Origin of the sequence: Parasphingorhabdus sp., from assembly GCF_048269915.1 — a bacterium.
Classification (GTDB): Bacteria; Pseudomonadota; Alphaproteobacteria; order Sphingomonadales; family Sphingomonadaceae; genus Parasphingorhabdus.
On the sequence record NZ_JBLWTY010000008.1, the window covers coordinates 1 to 17,965 of the forward strand.

Here is a 17,965-nt window from a genome sequence, read left to right on the forward strand (position 1 = left end):
CGCGTCGTCAAAGGCACCGTAACCGGCATCGAAAATGACATGGCTGTCATCGATGTGGGATTGAAATCAGAAGGCCGCGTGGCGCTGCGCGAATTCGCCGCTCCCGGTCAAAAAGCCGACATTTCCATTGGTGACGAAGTCGAAGTCTATGTCGACCGCATCGAAAATGTAAATGGCGAAGCCATGCTGTCCCGCGACCGCGCCCGCCGCGAAGCAAGCTGGGACAAGCTCGAAAAAGAATATGACGAAGGCAATCGCGTCGAAGGCGTTATCTTCGGCCGCGTCAAGGGCGGCTTTACGGTCGATCTTGATGGCGCTGTCGCTTTCCTGCCCGGTAGTCAGGTCGATGTCCGGCCCGTCCGCGACGTTACTCCGCTGATGGACATTCCGCAGCCCTTCCAGATTCTCAAGATGGATCGCAAGCGCGGCAATATCGTGGTCTCGCGTCGCGCCATCCTCGAAGAAACCCGCGCCGAACAGCGCAGCGGTCTCATTGAATCGCTGGCCGAGGGTCAGATTACCGAAGGCGTGGTCAAGAACATCACCGATTATGGTGCTTTCGTGGATCTCGGCGGTATTGACGGTCTGCTTCATGTTACCGACCTCAGCTACAAGCGGGTCAATCACCCGAACGAGATGATCAACATCGGCGACACGCTGAAAGTCCAGATCATCAAGATCAACAAGGATACGCAGCGGATCTCGCTTGGCATGAAGCAGCTCGAGAGCGATCCGTGGGACAGCGCAACCGAAAAATATGCGGTTGGCACGAAGCTCAACGGTTCGGTTACCAACATCACCGAATATGGTGCATTTGTCGAACTGGAACCGGGCATCGAAGGCCTTGTTCACGTATCGGAAATGAGCTGGACCAAGAAGAACGTCCACCCGGGCAAGATCGTTTCCACCTCGCAGGAAGTGGAAGTCATCGTTCTCGAAGTCGACACCGAGAAGCGCCGTATTTCGCTTGGCCTCAAACAGGCTCAATCCAACCCATGGACCGACTTTGCCGACGCGCATCCGGTCGGCAGCACGGTTGAAGGCGAAGTCAAGAATGCAACCGAATTCGGTCTGTTCATCGGCCTTGAAGGCGACGTCGACGGCATGGTGCACATGTCCGACATCGCATGGGGAATTTCCGGCGAAGACGCGCTCAACCTCCACCACAAGGGTGAACAGGTGAAAGCCATCGTTCTTGATATCGACGTCGAGAAAGAACGCATCTCGCTCGGCATGAAGCAGCTTGAAAAGGGTGCACCTGCCATGGGCGGCGCTGATACCGGCGGTCTCAAGAAGGGTTCGGTCGCAACCGTTACCGTTCTCGAAGTGCGCGACGGCGGCCTCGAAGTCCAGATGGGCGACGATGGCGCAACCGGCTTCATCAAGCGCAGCGATCTGGGCCGCGACCGCGACGAACAGCGTCCGGACCGTTTCCAGGTCGGTCAGAAGCTCGATGCGATGATCATCGGTTTCGACCGTTCGAAGAAACCGAATTTCTCGATCAAAGCGCATCAGCTGGCAGAAGAGAAGCAGGCTGTGGAACAATTTGGTTCAACCGATTCCGGAGCGAGCCTGGGTGATATTCTCGGTGAAGCGCTCAAGAAGAAAGAAGAATAGCCCTTCCACCACGGAAACAACTTGCGAAAAAAGCCCGCCCCTTCAACAGGGTGGGCTTTTTCTTTGCGATGTCCCATTTCACTCCAGTTTTTCGCACATCTGCTAAGACCATTGAAAACAGGCAGAATTTCTGTCATCTATGGAACATAAAAAATAAAAGACTCCAAGATCCACACGGTGTCTGCACAATGAGTCCGCTGGATCACCCGAGAATCGGAAAGGCACACCGATGATACGTTCTGAACTGCTCGAGAAACTTGCTGAAGATAATCCAGAACTAAAACCGGACGAGATTGAAAAAATCGTCGACCTGTTTTTTAATCAGATTAGCCAGAAACTGGCCGAAGGTGGCCGCGTGGAACTGCGCGGATTTGGCGCTTTCTCGACACGCCAGAGAAAACCACGCATTGGTCGCAACCCGCGAACAGGGGAATCTGTGGAGGTTCCGGCCAAACGAGTGCCGTATTTCAAGCCCGGAAAAGAAATTCGCGAGCGGTTGAATAAAGACTGACCTCCAAAGTTTTCTGATATTATTCGTCTATGCACTTGACCGGGCCCGCGCAATAATGCTTGTCGCTGGAGTCCGACGAAAGTTGGATCTACCGGTGCGGACGTGGCGAAATGGTAGACGCAGCAGACTTAAAATCTGCTATCCGAAATGGGTGTGCGGGTTCGAGTCCCGCCGTCCGCACCAGTTTAAGAAAACAAGATTGTCTGCATCAAGAAAATGAGCAAGATAGTTGAACGACAGCGACCGGCTATTCCACCCCAAAACATCATTGAGATCGATCCATGCTCACCCCTATCATCATCGCCGCAACGCTCTGGGCGATCATCCTTGCGGGTGCAGGCGGCATACTAACCGATATTGGCCCCTGGTATCGCGAGCTCAAAAAACCTTCATGGCAGCCGCCCGACTGGTTGTTCGGGCCCGCGTGGATGATCATTCTCGGGCTGGCGGCCTGGGCAGCCATCCTGTCATGGGATCAGGCCAGCAGCCCATCAGAACAAGCCATGCTGATCGCCATCTATGGCACCAACTTTCTGTTCCACCTGCTGTGGTCGCCATTATTCTTCAAATATCAGCGTCCTGATTGGGCTCTGGTCGAAGTCGTATTTCTGTGGCTGTCCGTCACCGCCATGCTGGCCATCACGTGGAGCCTCTCCCCGCAAGCCGGCATGATGACCCTGCCCTATTTCCTTTGGGTCTCGTTCGCCGCTCTGCTCAATGCGAAAATCGTGCAATTAAACCGCCCATTTGGCTGATCACTAGAGCATCGCCATATCCACCGGTTGATCCAATAATATCCGTCCCGCCAGTTCGAACACTGCCGGTGCGGTGGCGATGTGCTGTGTAGCCACGTGGGCGTCACGGAAACGGCGTTGCAGACTATGGTTCGAATAAACCGCCGCACCGCCGCCCAGCGTATAAGCCGTCTTGCATATTTCTGCGGAAACCTCGGTAGCATGGGCGCAGGCAAGGCGCAGATTGGCACGGCCTTTTGCCGAAATTTCGGCACCCTCTTGCGCCTCTGCCCAACATTCGCTGATCGCGTTTTCCAGATAGGAGAAGGCACCGCACAGCTGGGCCGTTGCCCGCGCCAGGTCGACCTGCACAGTCGCTCGTTGTGCCATGGAACGACCACCGCCTGGCGTCTTCTTGTGGATCGCTATATCCTGGATTTCTGCCAAGGCCGCCCGGGCATTGCCAAGCGCCACCGAGGACACGCCCAGAGCAAGCAGGCCAAATAACGGGAACTTGTACAATGCCCCGGTATCGCGAGGCGTGTCACCAACGAAGGACACGCTGCGTTCCTTGGGCACCTTCAACCGTTCAACAGAGAAGTCGCCAGACCCCGTGCCTTTAAGACCCGCGACATGCCAGCTGTCGACAAAGGAAACCTCTGCCGCCGGGAAAAACAGCATTCGGTGATATGGCGCGCCATTGTCGAATTTCTGCAACTCGCCATCCTTGAAGATCATCGCCCCGCCGCCAAGCCAGGCACAATTGGCAGAGCCCGACCCCCATTGCCACTGCCCGCTGAGCAGATAATGATCGCCCTTGTCCTCGGCCCTGCCCATGGGCGCAAAAACGCCACCGGTGATGACATCGTCCCGACCAAATATTTCACGCGCCACAGGTTCCGCCATATAGGCTGCACCCAGGGTGGAGGTGACTGCGATCATCACGCACCAGCCGGTGCTGGCATCCGCCTCCGAGACCGTCGCGACAATCTTCATAAAGTCGAGCGGTGCAAGCTCCAACCCGCCGAGTACAGCTGGCTTCGACAGATTAAAAGCACCGGCCCGAGCCAGTTTCGCAGCCAGATCGGCCGGCAATTGGCGCGCCTGCTCGATATCTTCCGCGCGAGCCGCAATTTCAGGAAGCAAGGTCAGAATATCGGGACCGACGCTGCCAATACCGGAAATATCATAGTGCAAACCAGTCATGCGACCATTCTCCTCTCCACGCTTTGGAGCACAAGAGTTCCGCTTTGTCGATTCAGCAAAAACTTCTAGACAAAGGACATGCGCTATATCGCCCTGCTCTGCACACTCCTGTGCCTGATATCCTGCAACCGCAGTCCAGAGCCCGACATCACGCCGGGTCCGGCACGGATAGTCCGCTTGTCCGATTCGGAAATCAAGGGGCTCGACCCGCAAAAAATCTCTGACCTGTCATCACTCCGTGTTGCTGCCGACCAGTTTGAGGGTTTGACCCGGCTGAATGCAAATGGCGAAGCGGAACCGGGACTGGCCAAAGATTGGACAATATCGTCAGACGGGCTGAGCTGGACATTCCGGTTGCGAGAGAATTTACGGTTTTCCGATGGCACAAGCTTTGATGCGCTGCTTTTTCCAGCCTTGCTGAAACGCCTTCGGGCAGAAAAAACCGCTGCAGCGGCAAAGGCACTTTTCGGCAATATTCTCTCGGTGCGTTCAGACAGAGCGAATGTCGTAACCGTCACTCTGGCGTCTCCCGACCCCGCCCTGCCTGCCCTGCTGGCGCATCCCGCAATGTCAGCGATTCCGCTTCACCGAATTCGTAAAACCGGAGACAAATGGACATCCGATCGACCGATGGTCACGAGCGGCCCCTATCGCCTGACCGGATGGAAACTGAACGACCACGCCCGTCTGGAACGCAATCCCGAATGGCATGACGCAGCGGCACCCACTGCTACCATCATCTGGAAACCGATGGATGACAGCCTTTCGGCGATGCGCCTGTTTCTTTCCGGCGGCGCAGACATTGCCGCAGATTATCCGGCTAGTCGTCATCAATGGCTGAAAGACAATCATCCCGCCATCGCCCACAGCATGCCCTATCTCGGCAGCTATTATTTCGCATTCAACACCCGCAACCCGCCTTTTGATGACCACCGGGTCCGGACGGCGCTTTCGATGGCGGTCGAACGCGAATGGATTGCAGACAAGGTGATAGGCATCGGCAATATCCCGGCTTGGGGATTGCTTCCACCAGGACTGATCGGCAATGCCCCTGTAAAGCCCGAATGGGCGGATTGGCCGCGCGAACAGCGTGTACAAAAGGCACGCACTTTACTCGCCGCAGCGGGATATGGTCCAAACAATCCCCTTCGCTTTGAAATACGGTTCAACAGCTCCGCCGAACATCGTCGGGTGTCGGTAGCGATGGCAGCAATGTGGCAACCGCTGGGAGTTGAGGCCAGCTTGTTCAACAGCGAGGCTGCTTTGCACTTTGCCGCACTCCGTCGCCACGAATTTGCGCTCTCCCGGTCGGGATGGATCGCTGACCTGCCAACGCCGGAAAATTTCCTGCTGGTCCACCAGAACGCCAATGGTGCGGGCAATTATTCCGGCTATGACAACACCGATTATAATCGAATTCTGGCGATGGCGATTGCCGAACCGGACCCTCGTAAACGCCAGCACCTGATGCGCCAGGCGGAAGCACAACTTATCGCCGACATGCCGGTCCTGCCGCTCTATTTTTACGTGACGCGCAGTCTGGTTGCAAAGCGTATAGCGGGATGGAAAGATAATATTTCCAATGTGCATCCAAGCCGTACTCTGCGTATAAGGCTCCAATGATTTCCCGTTCCACATTCTGGCTGCAATGGTTCTCGATTGGCCTTCTGGCCATACTGCTGGGCGCCTGCAGCTTTGCGGGCGATGAGGATCAGGTTAGAGTCACCGTGGTGGAGGATGGCGAGGCGCGCATCAACCCGATTGGCACCCGACTCAATTTCACCTCTTCGACCATGCGGGCAGCGATAGCCAAAGGGCTCGTCGGACTGGATGAAGAAGGACGGGTGGTACCAGCTCTGGCCGCCCGCTGGATCGTAACCGATGACGGGCTCAGCTATATTTTCCGACTGTTCGATGCCAAATGGGACGACGGTCGGCAGATCACCGCCGAACGGGTCGCCCGCCTGCTTCGCGAACGTTTTACGGAATTACGCAAGAGCCGCCTGCGATATGACATCACCGTGGTTGATGAAGTGGTTTCGATGACCGGACGGGTCATTGAAATCAGGCTGGATTCTCCCCACCCCAATTTTCTTCAGCTGCTTGCCCAGCCGGAACTGGGTCTGTTTCGTGCCGGCCATGGGGCCGGGCCAATGCGCGTGCTGGACGAAGACAATGGCATCAAATTGAAACAGTTTGATGAACCATCTGAGGAGGAAGGTGAAGCAACGGAAGAGGACGACCGCTGGGTCTCCCTGCGCAGCGAACCCGCCGCCAACGCGATCGCCCGCTATCAGGCAGGCGGCGTGCAGGTCGTATTGAACGGAAAATATCATCATCTGCCCCTGGTTGATGCCGCTGGGGTCAGCAGCAACGATCTGCGCCTGGACCCGGTTGCCGGGCTTTTCGGATTGCGATTCATCCGCGCCAATGGCTTCTGGGCCGTGCCCGACAACCGGGAAATACTGTCGATGGCGATCAATCGTCCTGCACTGCTCACGTCCTTCCCCGGGGTCAGCGCCTGGCAGAGCCGGCTCAAGATCATCCCCGAAGCGCTCGATGTCGAAGGACTCAACACCTATCCGGACTGGGCCAGCATGACGATGGAAGCGCGGATTGCCTTTGCCAGAAATCATGTCCGCCAATGGAAGGCGTCCGAAGGGCCAATCATACCACTCACCATCGCACTGCCGGATGCGGCGGGTGCTGATATTCTGTTCAAGCGCATCCAGTCGGATCTGCGCCGCGTAGGCCTGGACGCCAGAAAAGTCAGCCTGACCGAAGACGCCGACGTCCGGTTGATGGACGAGATTGCGCCCTATGACAGCGCGCAATGGTTCCTGAAGCAGTTTACCTGCGTCAAAACCCCCATTTGTTTGAACGATGCCGATACAAAAATCGAGGAAGCGGATGCCGCGACCAATCTGGAAATCAAAGCCCGGCTATATGCCGAAGTGGAAGACATGCTGGTCGATCATTATAATTTCATTCCGATCGCCGTTCCCATCCGCTGGTCAATCGCCCGGCAGGCGCAGCGCGGCTTTGCGGTCAATCCGCGCGGTTGGCACCCATTGAATACGCTGGTCGGCATACCCATATCCTGACTGTATGAGTAGTCTAAGACAGGGAGGTCCCATGGCCATTTCCGAAGAACAGTTAAAGCGTCTGGCCGAACAATTGCCCGACGTCAGTCGCGATCCGCAGGCGGTCCGGAACCGCGTGGAAGCGATGGAGAAAATACTCGAACGGGCCTTTGTGATACCCGGCATCAACCGGCCCATCGGCCTGGATTCCCTTGTCGGCCTGATCCCCGTTGTCGGCGATATCGCGACTGCGCTCATGGGCGCCTATATCGTTTGGGAAGCGCGCAATCTGGGCATGTCCAAGCTGCAGCTGACCCGCATGGCGGCCAATGTCGGCATCGATACCGCGCTCGGCGCCATCCCGCTGGCCGGCGACCTGTTCGACTTTATCTGGCGCTCGAACAGCAAGAATCTGAAGATCATCCGCAAGCATCTCGACAAGCATCATCCGGGCACGCGGACGCTGGAAGGTTAAACTTATACCCCGGCGCAGGCAGGGGCACTAACCGCCCCGCCAGATTTTCAACGGCACATCCGCCTTCGTCGCCCGCCGGAACACCGGACAGCGACGCGGCCGAAAATTCTGCCCCAGGCACAGCCGCACCTCCTGCAGCCAGCCACGCGGATTGATCTTGAGCCGGATCATGTCGGGCATCACGCCATCATTGACCGCCGCGAACGCATTGCGGAACTGCCCAGCCGTTAGCGGCTGGCGCGACAAGCGGTCCATGTCGGGGAAGCGCACCGCATCGAACATGATCCGCGAGACCTTGAAATAAGTCTCCGGACGCTGGGTCATGCAACTGCCATGCTTCGCCCATTGCCGCGCCATCAGCCGGGCCGTCGGCATCATGCAGAAATTGCGCTTTACCTCGGCGGGCGGCAACGGCCGGGTCACCGCGCACCATTGCGGATAGGCCGGGCCACGCGTTTCCGGCCACAAACCATGCAGAATGAACCCGAAACTGCCGTCATCACCCCTGCACTGCGTCTTGTCACGGCGGCTGTTCTTGCGGGTCCGGCAAAATTCCGGCGACCAGCTGAGCGCCAGACTATAGCCGGTTACGGGTTTGATGCGGCGCGGTTCGGAGGCCGGCTTGCGTTCGGCGGGGGCGCTGAGGCCAGATGGGGGGCTGCATTGGTAGGATTGGGCGTGGGCGGATGTTGCAGCCATAGCCAATAATAGGAATAGCGCCACTGGTCGCCCCAGCGAAGGCTGGGGCCGAACCCACATGTCACGTGCTTCAGACGATAGGTCTGGATCCCGGCCTGCACCGGGACGACGGATGCTAAACCTGCTCAAAATCCAGCCCGATATCTGCAGCAGGTGCACTCTGCGTGAGCCTCCCCACGGAAATAAAGTCCACCCCGGTCTCCGCCTTGTCGCGGATCGTCTCCAGCGTCACACCGCCGCTCGCTTCGGTCGCAACCCGGCCGCCGATCAAAGTCACCGCGCCGCGCAGGGTCGCCGGTTCCATATTGTCGAGCAGCAGGTGCGTCGCCCCTGCCGCCAGCGCCGGTTCGATCTGGTCGACCCGGTCGACTTCGCAGATGATATTTTCGACGCCCGCTTCCTTCGCGCGCCGGACCGCCTCGCCGACAGAACCGGCCACCGCCACATGATTATCCTTGATCATCGCCGCGTCCCACAGGCCCATGCGGTGATTCTGCGCCCCGCCCATCCGCGTTGCATATTTTTCCAGCACCCGCAGCCCCGGTATCGTCTTGCGCGTGTCGAGCAAGGTACAGCCGGTCCCGGCGATCCGCCGGACATATGCATTGGTCATGGTGGCGATGCCGGTCAGATGCTGCACCGTGTTGAGCGCGCTGCGCTCGGCGGTCAGCATCGCGCGGCCCTTGCCTTTCAGCCGCATGATATCGGTGCCAGCCGCCACCGCCTCGCCTTCCGCGACCAGTATTTCAATCTCCACATCCGGATCGAGATAGCGGAAAAAAGCCTCGGCAATCGGCAGTCCCGCGATCACCGCATCATGGCGGCTGTCCATGGCGCCGGAGAATATCGCATCGGCGGGAATGACCGCTTCGGACGTAACATCGCGACCCCCTGCCCCATAAGGCGCACCGAGGTCTTCGGTGAGGGTGGCAGCGACGAAAGCGTCGAGATCGAAACGGTCGAGGGTGAAGGTCATGAATATTATCTAGCGGCAAGTAGTGACGTTCGAAAGTGGATAATCAACGAACAAGAGAGAACATGGCCGCAACTGTCATATCTCACCGTCCATTTGTCATTCCCGCGAAGGCGGGAACCCAGTTTGCACAATTTATGGTCGCCGGGCTGCTCGTTCCGAAGCTAGTGGTAAGGAAACCGCGAAAACATCTTCCGTGGCCCCATTGATCCGCTGAATCGCGACCTTGAATTTTATCCCCTACCCCTCATGCGCCAGATCGGTCGGCCCCAGGTCCCCCTGCCCGACCGTGGCACTGGCCATTTCCAGCATCCGGTCGAGCGACTTTTTCGCCGCCAGACGCAGTTCCTCGTCCATCTCGATGCGCGGCTCAAGGTCACGCAGAGCCACATAGAGCTTCTCCATCGTGTTGAGCGCCATATAGGGGCAGATATTGCAATTGCAGTTCCCGTCCGCGCCAGGCGCGCCGATGAAATTCTTCTCGGGCACCGCCTTTTCCATCTGGTGGATGATATGGGGTTCGGTGGCGATGATGATCGTGTCGCCGTCAAACTCCTTGGCATATTTCAGGATCGCACTGGTCGAGCCGACCATGTCCGCATGATCGACAATATAGGACGGGCATTCGGGATGGGCGGCGACGGGCGCATTGGGATGCTGCGCCTTGAGCTTGAGCAGCTCGGTCTCGCTAAACGCCTCGTGGACGATGCAGACACCGGGCCATAGCAACATGTCGCGGCCGGTTTGCCGCGCGATATAGCCGCCGAGATGCTTGTCGGGACCGAATATGACTTTCTGATCCATCGGAATTTGCTTGAGAATATGCTCCGCCGATGAGCTGGTGACGATGATGTCGCTGAGCGCCTTCACCTCGGCCGAGCAGTTGATATAGGTTAGCGCGATATGATCGGGATGTTCCTCGCGAAACGCCTTGAACTTGTCGGGCGGACAGCTGTCTTCCAGTGAACAACCCGCATCAAGATCAGGTAACACAACGATCTTTTCGGGCGACAGGATTTTTGCCGTCTCGGCCATGAACTTCACGCCGCAAAAGGCAATGACATCAGCATCGGTTTCCGCAGCTTTCCGCGACAACTCAAGGCTATCACCGACGAAATCGGCAATATCCTGAATTTCCGGCTTCTGGTAATAATGGGCCAGGATGATCGCATTGCGCTCCTTGCGCAGCTTGTTGATTTCCTCAACAATATCCACTCCGGCCAGGCTGCCGCCAATTCCACCACGTGCGTCCATTTTTTATTCCTTTTGAAAAACTTGGCTCCACTATGCCACTGGAATGCGGGTTAGATCAATTGCTGATACGGAATTTGACAATCCGGTCCGTCACATTCTGGTTTTCATCCATGCCGCCCAAGATATAATATTCTCGCCCCGCCTTCGCGAGGCCGCGGTGATCCATGCTCGGTTCTGCCAGCCGCCCGAACTCCTGCCACTGGTCCGTTTTCAGATCATAGGCGAAAAAGCCGCCCGACGGTTTGGCGGGTACGCCATCATAGCCAATGCCATCATAATTATAAGGATTGTCACCACCACCGGCGAAAATAATCCGCTGACCTGCCTCGTCGCCGATGGCCGCCATCCGGTAGCGGGCGGGACCGGCATGGGCATCGACCCCGCGCCAGGTGATCTGCGTCGGATTTTTCGGGTCTATATCGCCGCGCCAGGTCAGCTTCGCCGCCACAAATTTCCGTTTGCGATCGGCGAATATGACCGCAACGCCGTCAGTAACGATGATGCTGTTGCCCGCTATCCCGCCCGCATGGCCGAACACGGGCGTACCGGGAAATTCGGTCGCCTCGGTCCAGGTTCCGGTCTGGGTATCGAACATCTGGACACTGCTGACATTGCCTTCGTCATGCCAGCCGGAGATCAGATAGATGAAGCGGTCCTGATAGGGCACAGCCAGCATGTCATCGACCGGTGTCGGCATATCGGCTTGTTGCTCATAGCGGCCGGTGCCGGGATCAAAGGCAAAGACGTCCGGGGTCGAAACCTCGTCACCATTGGCCGCGACAGTATAGCCGCCGAAAATATAGATTTTGCCAGCCACGGTCACCGCAGCGCTGGCCAGTCGCCCTTCCGGCACGGGAACCGGTGCAATGGACTTGCAGCTTTCCGTCGCGATCACGCAGGCATAGGCGGCGTTGCTGGTATCTTTCCAGCTTTTACCGGCTTTCAGTCCGTTGAAACTGTACAGGGTCGGCCCCTCCGGACCATCGGCAACGGCGACTGCATTATTGGCAATCGCTTCGGGCAGGGCAAATGCGGCCGTCTGCGATACCGGTTCCGGTTCGGCACGCTGCTCGCATCCCGCCAGAGTCAATCCGGCCAGAAGCATGGCCATCGCAGCATTGACCGCATGTTTCACTGCGCTTGCTCCCGCTTCTGCTGCTGCTCGGCCAAGACTTCCCTGATCGGCCGGGAATAGTCCCAGCGCTCCTGGTAGCGGCTCTGTTCATAGGGGAAAAAGGCATCAATCTTTGCCTCGACGCCCGCGGCTTGCAGCGGAATGGCGAAATTATGCCGCACTGCCCGCCGCGCGGCTTCGCGCGCCAGCCGCATCTGCACCGGGTTTTGCGCCTGCTTGGTCAGTTGCTCGACCGCCTTCTTCCGGTTGGCCTGATCGAGAATCATTTCGGCATCGGTCAATGCCATCAGAAGCCCGCCGTCGTCATAAGTCTGTATCTGCTCGACATGCACTTCGGGCCGGGCGGTTTCGATAGCCGGCATCTCTACATAGAATATATTGTCGCGCGCGTCCCAGCGGACATCGTCGGCCTCGAGCTTGGCCATATCCAGCTCGTAGCGCACCGTGCCGGGCATGATCAGGGTCTTGCGCGCCGAAAGGCCCAGCTTGTTGAGCGTCGTGGTAACGGTGGCATTATAGCTCGCCGAAAATACCGTCAGACGGTTTTGCTCCTGCAAATTGGTCAGACTGGCATTGGCGATCGATACCGGGTCGGGACTGATGCTCTTTTCAACCCGCGAGAAGAGCAACCAGGCAAGCGCGCCAAGCAGGATCAATATGACGCCGCTGACGGCAAAAGGAACCCACAGGCGCCGAGATGATGGACGATTCATCCGGCCATGGCCCAGAGGTCACCCGATTGCGTGACGATGCCCCGCTTCTGCAAGTCGATCAGATGCGCCCGTACCGATTGGCCGGCAGCGCCGGTCAGACGGGGATCAAGCCCCTTGTACATTTGCGTCACCAGATCGGGGATCACCGCCTCGCCCTGCTCGAGATTTTTCAATATCTGCCGCTCGCGCTGCTTGCGGTGCCCCATCATGCCCCGCACCAGCTGGCGCGGATTGGACACTTTTTTTCCATGAGCAGGGTAATAGACCTTGTCCTCACGCTCGTAGAGCTTCTGCAGGCTCGCCATATAGTCCGCCATGTCGCCGTCGGGCGGGACGATGACGCTGGTCGACCAGGCCATGACATGATCGCCGGTAAACAGCGCGCCCGATTCCCGGACCGCAAGACACAGATGGTTGGACGTGTGCCCGGGCGTGGCCACCGCTTCGATCGTCCAGCCGTCGCCCGACACTGTTTCACCATCGGCGAGCACCCGGTCGGGCTTGTAATCCTTGTCAAAGCTCTCGTCGGCCCGCGGTCCGTCGTCGTCGAGCACCAGCGGTGCGCAGCCGATGATCGGTGCGCCGGTGCGTTCGGCCAGCGGCGCGGCAGCGGGGCTGTGATCGCGGTGGGTATGGGTGCACATGATGGCGCTGATCCTGGCATCACCGACCGCAGCGATGATCGCGTCGATATGCTCGTCAATCGCCGGCCCCGGATCGATCACCGCGCGATCCGACTTGTTGCCGACAATATAAGTCTGGGTCCCGGTATAGGTATAGGGGCTCGGGTTGCCCGCCAATACTCGCGCAACAAGAGGTTCCATCTGTTCGCACAGGCCGGTGGGATATTGCGAGGGATCAAATTCCATGGTCCTGATGTGACATATTCCGCCCATAAAACAACCACGAAAAAGGGCGATCCGCAGAACGAACCGCCCCCATGCCCCATTATTAAAGGAGATCGCGGGATCAGGTCATCGACAGTTGTGCTTTCACAGTGTCGATAGAAAGATCGAATTGCCGGATCTTTCTAGCGCTATCCGCCGTACCATCCTTGCATTTTACCGCTTCTGCACGGCCTTTTTCAAGCCCGGCCAGCGCTGCCTTCAGCGCAGCCACCTTATCGACCTTGACTTTAAATCCCCCACACCCGGCTACTACCGCCCAGGCCTGTCCAACCAGGCCGTTATCACCTGCCATAGCAATCTGGCGGTTCATCGCCACGCAATCCGGGCCGGAAACCTTGTCATGGGTAGAATAGAATATGGAGGATATGTGGGCAGCAGCCTCGGCTTCGGCTTGGGCCTCGCGCTCAGCCTGCCAGGCTTCTTGCCGGGCTTGCTGGGCCTCTGCCATGGCTTCACGCTGGGCTTGACGGGCGTCGCGCAGCGCTTCCCTGACTTGCTGATCAGCCTCCCGTAATTCCCGTTCCATTTCACGTCTCGCCGCAGCCAGTTCCCGCTCGACCTCACGCATGGTTGTGCGCATTTCCTTGCTGTCGAAATTGCTTTTGCGCAGCGCCCGATCTGCCTCAACGCGGGATTTTTCGGCTTCAGCGACCAGTTTGCGAATTTCCTTTTCGCTCAGCTCCTTGTTCGTGCGCAGTACCACTGTTCTGCCATTATGCTGGATCTTGTGGACATAGTCATTTGTCAGGTCGGCATTTTTGCGACCATTCAGCATCGTGATATGAGTCTCATCGCCCCCGATAGCCGGTGCAGAAGGGGCCAGCGGTGCTTGCGGGGCTGCCGGCGCTATGGCAGCTGTGGGCTCAACCGGTGCGGAAGGAGCCAGAGGTGCAAGCGGTGCTTGCGGCACCGAGAGGTCTATCTGATCAACCGCCTCGGCATAGGTGACCGTAGCGGTGAGCGGTAAAGCGACGACCGTACCGACGGCAACCAGGCCAGCACCCATTCGGCGACGGAGAGTAGATTTTTCCGATCGCCCGAGCATTTTGAGACGACCCTTGATCTTGTCTTTCTGGTTCAGCGGGCTTGCAAGTCCCAGCCGGTGACCGGAGGCAGATTTGGCTATGGTCCGGCCATATACCGCGCGCACTTCACGACCACTTTGCGCCAGTATCCGCGCGTCGCAAGCGGTTTCCTGATCCTGCCGAAACGCAATCCAAGAGAACCAGGCCACGGGATTGAACCAGTGAAGCGACAATATAGTTAGCCCGACGAAATTGGCCGCCAGATCCCCCGATTCATGGTGGGCAATTTCATGCTCCAGTGCCAGTTCCCGTTCACGCGGCGCATAGTCGCGGAAGAAATTGGTTGGCACGGCGATATATTTTTCGAACAATCCAAAAGCCAATGGGCCCCCAACGGCGGCCGTTTCGAGAATTTTAATATTCCCGTGACGACCGATCAACTGGCCATCTGCGACAATATCTTCCCGGAATTGCAGATAGGAGGCAAGTTTGCTTATGAACAGCAGACCCGCTCCGCCAAGCCATAGAATCAACCCTATCATCATCCAGTCAAGCGAAGCCAGCGCGCTGAATGTGGTTGATTGGTCGGGCGCAACGGCGACAAAGTCCGATCCCATGACTGCTGGCACCAAAGTGGCGACGGGCTCTACTTCGGCCGGGGCTTCGAGGGTGAGCGTAGGCATGAACAGACGTGCCAACGGTACAATCCACAACAGATAGGCAATGCGCGCTCCAAAGAAATGACTCACCGGTTTGCGGATCAATAACACCAAGAGCATCAACAGGGTCATCGACAGCATGGTATCCCAGATCCATTGATTCAATTCGCCGGTCATTTTTTCAACTCCCTCAAAAGCTCTTCGATTTCCCGGATGTCATCGGCGCTCAATTCATCGGCTTCCGCCAGATGAGCGACCAATGGCGTGACTTTCCCCCCGAAAAGTCGATCCACAAAATTGCGCGACGCACCGGTGAGATAGGTATCCCGTTCCACCAGCGGAGAATAAAGAAAACGACGACCGTCGCGCTCTGTACCGACAATCGCTTTTGCGGCCAGCCGGGACAACAGGGTTTTGACGGTCTGAAGCGACCAGTCCTTTTGCTGTACGACCTGATCCGCTACTTCGGTGGCGGTCAACGGAGCACGTTTCCAGAGGACTTCCATGACGACATGTTCGGCATCACTGATGCGTTCGGTCATGTGACAGGTTCCTTCATCAAGAGTCGCTAATGACTACATCTGTAGTTTCATTATTTGCAAATGTAAACTCTCATTCAGGCCGGCGATGTTGTTGGTGGATGACAAAATGCCGTTCGTCGAAAAATGCCCGCTGGAGTTGGCCCTTGTCGAAATTTCTTACACAGCCGTAGATATTAACGGCGCTGAAACCATTCAGGTATTTGTAATATAGTGTTATTTCTAAACTGGCACGACCGATGCAAGGCTGTGAGCGACTTTCAAGGTTCACCCAAATCCTCCTTTCAGGCGGTACCGAATGAGAGGGAAAACAGACTGGTCTCCGTTCTCCCTTACCACTTTAGTTCGACGAACCTTACCCAAAGAAAAACGGCTCGGTCCTCCTAGACCGAGCCGTTTTTTAATTCTATTTTCGGTGGCGGAGACCGAGGAATATCAGGCCTGTGCCGGAGCGACCTTTTTCTCGGCCATCAATTCACCGAGCTCACCGGCCTCATACATTTCCATCATGATGTCGCTACCGCCAACGAATTCGCCTTTGACATATAGCTGCGGAATGGTTGGCCAATCGGAAAATTCCTTGATGCCCTGTCGCACGTCCATGTCCTGCAGCACGTCGAAGGATTCAAATCCGACCCCCAGATGTTCCAAAATGGCAACCGCACGGCTCGAGAAGCCGCACTGTGGAAAAAGTGGGGTACCCTTCATGAACAGCACCACATCATTGCTGTTTACGACATTTTCGATTTTTGCGTTTACATCGCTCATATATATTCTCCTATTCGGGAGCCGCCGTGGTGAGTTGCAGAGCGTGCAGTTCACCGCCCATTTTTCCCTTCAGCGCAGCATAGACTGCCTGATGTTGTTTGACCCGGTTCATCCCCGCAAAGGCTGCAGAAATTACTTTCGCGGCATAATGATCGCCGTCGCCGGCGAGATCGGTAATCTCGACCGATGCATCCGGAAAGGCGGCCAGAAGCATAGCCTCGATATCTGCACTCGCCATTGGCATCTGGTTTAGCTGGCCTCTTCGATAAACTGACGGCGGGCTTCCACCATCTTTTCGGTGAGTGCCGTGCGGATGCCCGAATCGTCCATCTCGACGCCCGCCGAGGTCAGGTCGCCGAGAAGCTTGCGAATGACATCTTCGTCACCCGCCTCTTCAAAATCAGCCGCCACAACTTCTTTCGCATAAGCGTCGGTTTCTTCAGGGGTCAGTCCCATTTTTTCGGCAGCCCATTGGCCTACCAGGCGATTGCGCCGCGCGGTGACCCTGAACTGCATTTCTTCGTCGCGCGCAAACTTCGTTTCAAATGCGCGTTCGCGATCTTTAAAATCTGTCATGATCTTCCCTTGATATATATTGATATGGAAATAGGCATCCGAGGCGTCTCCCGCAAGTGGGGCCAGACAATCAATCGGCGACCTTGACGACCAATTTGCCGATTGCGCCACGGTCCGCCATTTTCTGAATGGCTTGACCCGCATCGGCAAAGGCAAAAACCTCGGATACACGTGGCTGGATTAGTCCCTGCTCCCACAGCTGGAACAACCGGTTGATATGGGCACGATTGCCTTTTGGATCGCGCATTGCATAAGCACCCCAGAAGACACCGCAAACATCACAAGATTTGAGCAGCGTCAGATTGAGCGGCAACTTGGCAATGCCGGCCGGGAAACCGACCACCAGAAAGCGGCCTTCCCAGGCAATCGAGCGTACCGCCGGTTCGCTATAGTCGCCACCAACCGCATCATAGATAATATCGGCACCGTTCGGACCAACGGCTGCCTTGAACTGCGCCGCCAATGCCTTGGACTGATCCTTGTCAAAGGGGGCACGGTCATAGACCACGGTTTCATCGGCACCCGCGGCTTTTGCAAATGCGGCCTTTTCTTCGGAAGAAACCGCCGCAACCACACGGGCACCAAAGGCCTTGCCCAGTTCGACAGCTGCAATACCCACGCCACCGGAAGCGCCCAGTACCAGCAGAGTTTCCCCTTGCTTGATATGGCCGCGATCGACCAGCGCATGGATTGACGTGCCATAGGTCAGCAGCAGCGCCGATGCGTCTTCAAAGCTCACACTATCGGGAATTTTGAAAACGCTATTCTGATCAACAGCGATTTTCTCAACCAGACCCCCATGGCCGGTGGTGGACGCGACCCGGTCACCGACCTTCAGGTCGGTCACACCGTCGCCGACCGCTGCGATGACGCCGGAAACTTCTCCGCCCGGCGCAAATGGCCGCGGTGGCTTGAACTGGTACATGTCCTGGATAATCAAGACATCAGGATAGTTGATCGAACAGGCTTTGACATTGATAACAACCTGCCCCTTGCCCGCAACCGGCTCATCTACTTCGAGCATCTCCAGCGTGTCCGGTCCGCCTATTTTGGTTGACATCAAAGCCTTCATATCATTGCCTTCCCTGCA

General features: G+C 57.2%; 19 protein-coding genes and 1 tRNA gene. 7 read left to right on the forward strand and 13 right to left on the reverse strand.

The genetic code is table 11. The features are described 5' to 3' along the window. The 4 genes from rpsA to ACN0WX_RS14090 form a co-directional block, all read left to right on the forward strand. The coding region (gene rpsA / locus ACN0WX_RS14075) for a 30S ribosomal protein S1 (RefSeq protein ID WP_417622979.1) at positions 1 to 1,617 on the forward strand (1,617 nt) is incomplete at its 5' end. A 229-nt stretch (positions 1,618 to 1,846) separates the two neighbouring features. Continuing rightward, complete coding sequence (locus ACN0WX_RS14080) at positions 1,847 to 2,128, forward strand: integration host factor subunit beta (RefSeq protein WP_417622980.1); 282 nt, start codon at positions 1,847 to 1,849, stop codon at positions 2,126 to 2,128. Between the two features lie 96 nt (positions 2,129 to 2,224). After that, positions 2,225 to 2,311 (forward strand) — tRNA-Leu (locus ACN0WX_RS14085). Between the two features lie 98 nt (positions 2,312 to 2,409). Beyond that, a complete protein-coding gene (locus ACN0WX_RS14090; RefSeq protein WP_417622981.1) occupies positions 2,410 to 2,883 on the forward strand; it encodes a TspO/MBR family protein in 474 nt (157 codons plus the stop codon). Positions 2,884 to 2,886: 3 nt separating this feature from the next. On the opposite strand, the gene ACN0WX_RS14095 is transcribed toward ACN0WX_RS14090, so the two are convergent. Then, positions 2,887 to 4,068: an acyl-CoA dehydrogenase family protein gene (locus tag ACN0WX_RS14095; protein ID WP_417622982.1), complete on the reverse strand. Its 1,182-nt coding sequence runs from the start codon at positions 4,066 to 4,068 to the stop codon at positions 2,887 to 2,889. Between the two features lie 78 nt (positions 4,069 to 4,146). Between ACN0WX_RS14095 and ACN0WX_RS14100 the strand changes: the two genes are divergently transcribed. From ACN0WX_RS14100 to ACN0WX_RS14110, 3 genes are read left to right on the forward strand one after another with little or no spacing between them, the layout of a single operon-like run. Next, positions 4,147 to 5,691, forward strand: a complete 1,545-nt coding sequence (locus tag ACN0WX_RS14100; protein ID WP_417622983.1) for a peptide ABC transporter substrate-binding protein — start codon at positions 4,147 to 4,149, stop codon at positions 5,689 to 5,691. Then, a complete protein-coding gene (locus tag ACN0WX_RS14105; RefSeq protein WP_417622984.1) occupies positions 5,688 to 7,172 on the forward strand; it encodes an ABC transporter substrate-binding protein in 1,485 nt (494 codons plus the stop codon). Before ACN0WX_RS14100 ends, ACN0WX_RS14105 begins: the two co-directional genes overlap by 4 nt. Positions 7,173 to 7,203: 31 nt before the next feature. After that, positions 7,204 to 7,626 (forward strand): DUF4112 domain-containing protein, encoded by a 423-nt coding sequence (locus tag ACN0WX_RS14110; protein WP_417622985.1) that lies wholly within the window; start codon positions 7,204 to 7,206, stop codon positions 7,624 to 7,626. A 27-nt stretch (positions 7,627 to 7,653) separates the two neighbouring features. Here ACN0WX_RS14110 and ACN0WX_RS14115 read toward each other — a convergent pair whose 3' ends face one another. The 12 genes from ACN0WX_RS14115 to ACN0WX_RS14170 all read right to left on the reverse strand — a co-directional run bounded on the left by ACN0WX_RS14115 (position 7,654) and on the right by ACN0WX_RS14170 (position 17,947). Beyond that, entirely contained in the window at positions 7,654 to 8,325 is a 672-nt protein-coding gene (locus ACN0WX_RS14115; protein WP_417622986.1) for a ribonuclease T2 family protein, read from the reverse strand. Positions 8,326 to 8,440: 115 nt separating this feature from the next. Then, positions 8,441 to 9,301: a carboxylating nicotinate-nucleotide diphosphorylase gene (gene nadC / locus ACN0WX_RS14120; RefSeq protein ID WP_417622987.1), complete on the reverse strand. Its 861-nt coding sequence runs from the start codon at positions 9,299 to 9,301 to the stop codon at positions 8,441 to 8,443. 237 nt (positions 9,302 to 9,538) lie between these two features. After that, positions 9,539 to 10,552: a quinolinate synthase NadA gene (nadA, locus tag ACN0WX_RS14125; RefSeq protein WP_417622988.1), complete on the reverse strand. Its 1,014-nt coding sequence runs from the start codon at positions 10,550 to 10,552 to the stop codon at positions 9,539 to 9,541. 55 nt (positions 10,553 to 10,607) lie between these two features. Continuing rightward, positions 10,608 to 11,687 (reverse strand): Kelch repeat-containing protein, encoded by a 1,080-nt coding sequence (locus ACN0WX_RS14130; protein WP_417622989.1) that lies wholly within the window; start codon positions 11,685 to 11,687, stop codon positions 10,608 to 10,610. Beyond that, complete coding sequence (locus ACN0WX_RS14135; RefSeq protein ID WP_417622990.1) at positions 11,684 to 12,400, reverse strand: DUF4230 domain-containing protein; 717 nt, start codon at positions 12,398 to 12,400, stop codon at positions 11,684 to 11,686. The genes ACN0WX_RS14130 and ACN0WX_RS14135 overlap by 4 nt, the downstream gene beginning before the upstream one ends. After that, on the reverse strand, positions 12,397 to 13,269 hold the full coding sequence (locus ACN0WX_RS14140) for an MBL fold metallo-hydrolase (RefSeq protein ID WP_417622991.1): 873 nt from the start codon (positions 13,267 to 13,269) through the stop codon (positions 12,397 to 12,399). The genes ACN0WX_RS14135 and ACN0WX_RS14140 overlap by 4 nt, the downstream gene beginning before the upstream one ends. Before the next feature lie 100 nt (positions 13,270 to 13,369). Continuing rightward, on the reverse strand, positions 13,370 to 15,169 hold the full coding sequence (locus ACN0WX_RS14145; RefSeq protein ID WP_417622992.1) for a M56 family metallopeptidase: 1,800 nt from the start codon (positions 15,167 to 15,169) through the stop codon (positions 13,370 to 13,372). Beyond that, positions 15,166 to 15,534, reverse strand: a complete 369-nt coding sequence (locus ACN0WX_RS14150) for a BlaI/MecI/CopY family transcriptional regulator (RefSeq protein ID WP_417622993.1) — start codon at positions 15,532 to 15,534, stop codon at positions 15,166 to 15,168. Before ACN0WX_RS14150 ends, ACN0WX_RS14145 begins: the two co-directional genes overlap by 4 nt. Before the next feature lie 432 nt (positions 15,535 to 15,966). Further along, on the reverse strand, positions 15,967 to 16,299 hold the full coding sequence (gene grxD / locus ACN0WX_RS14155) for a Grx4 family monothiol glutaredoxin (protein ID WP_417622994.1): 333 nt from the start codon (positions 16,297 to 16,299) through the stop codon (positions 15,967 to 15,969). A 10-nt stretch (positions 16,300 to 16,309) separates the two neighbouring features. Beyond that, entirely contained in the window at positions 16,310 to 16,543 is a 234-nt protein-coding gene (locus ACN0WX_RS14160; RefSeq protein ID WP_417622995.1) for a BolA family protein, read from the reverse strand. Between the two features lie 5 nt (positions 16,544 to 16,548). Beyond that, positions 16,549 to 16,875, reverse strand: coding sequence for a DUF1476 domain-containing protein (locus ACN0WX_RS14165; RefSeq protein WP_417622996.1), 327 nt, complete (start codon positions 16,873 to 16,875; stop codon positions 16,549 to 16,551). Positions 16,876 to 16,945: 70 nt separating this feature from the next. Beyond that, a complete protein-coding gene (locus tag ACN0WX_RS14170; RefSeq protein WP_417622997.1) occupies positions 16,946 to 17,947 on the reverse strand; it encodes an NADPH:quinone oxidoreductase family protein in 1,002 nt (333 codons plus the stop codon). Positions 17,948 to 17,965 lie beyond the last annotated feature (18 nt).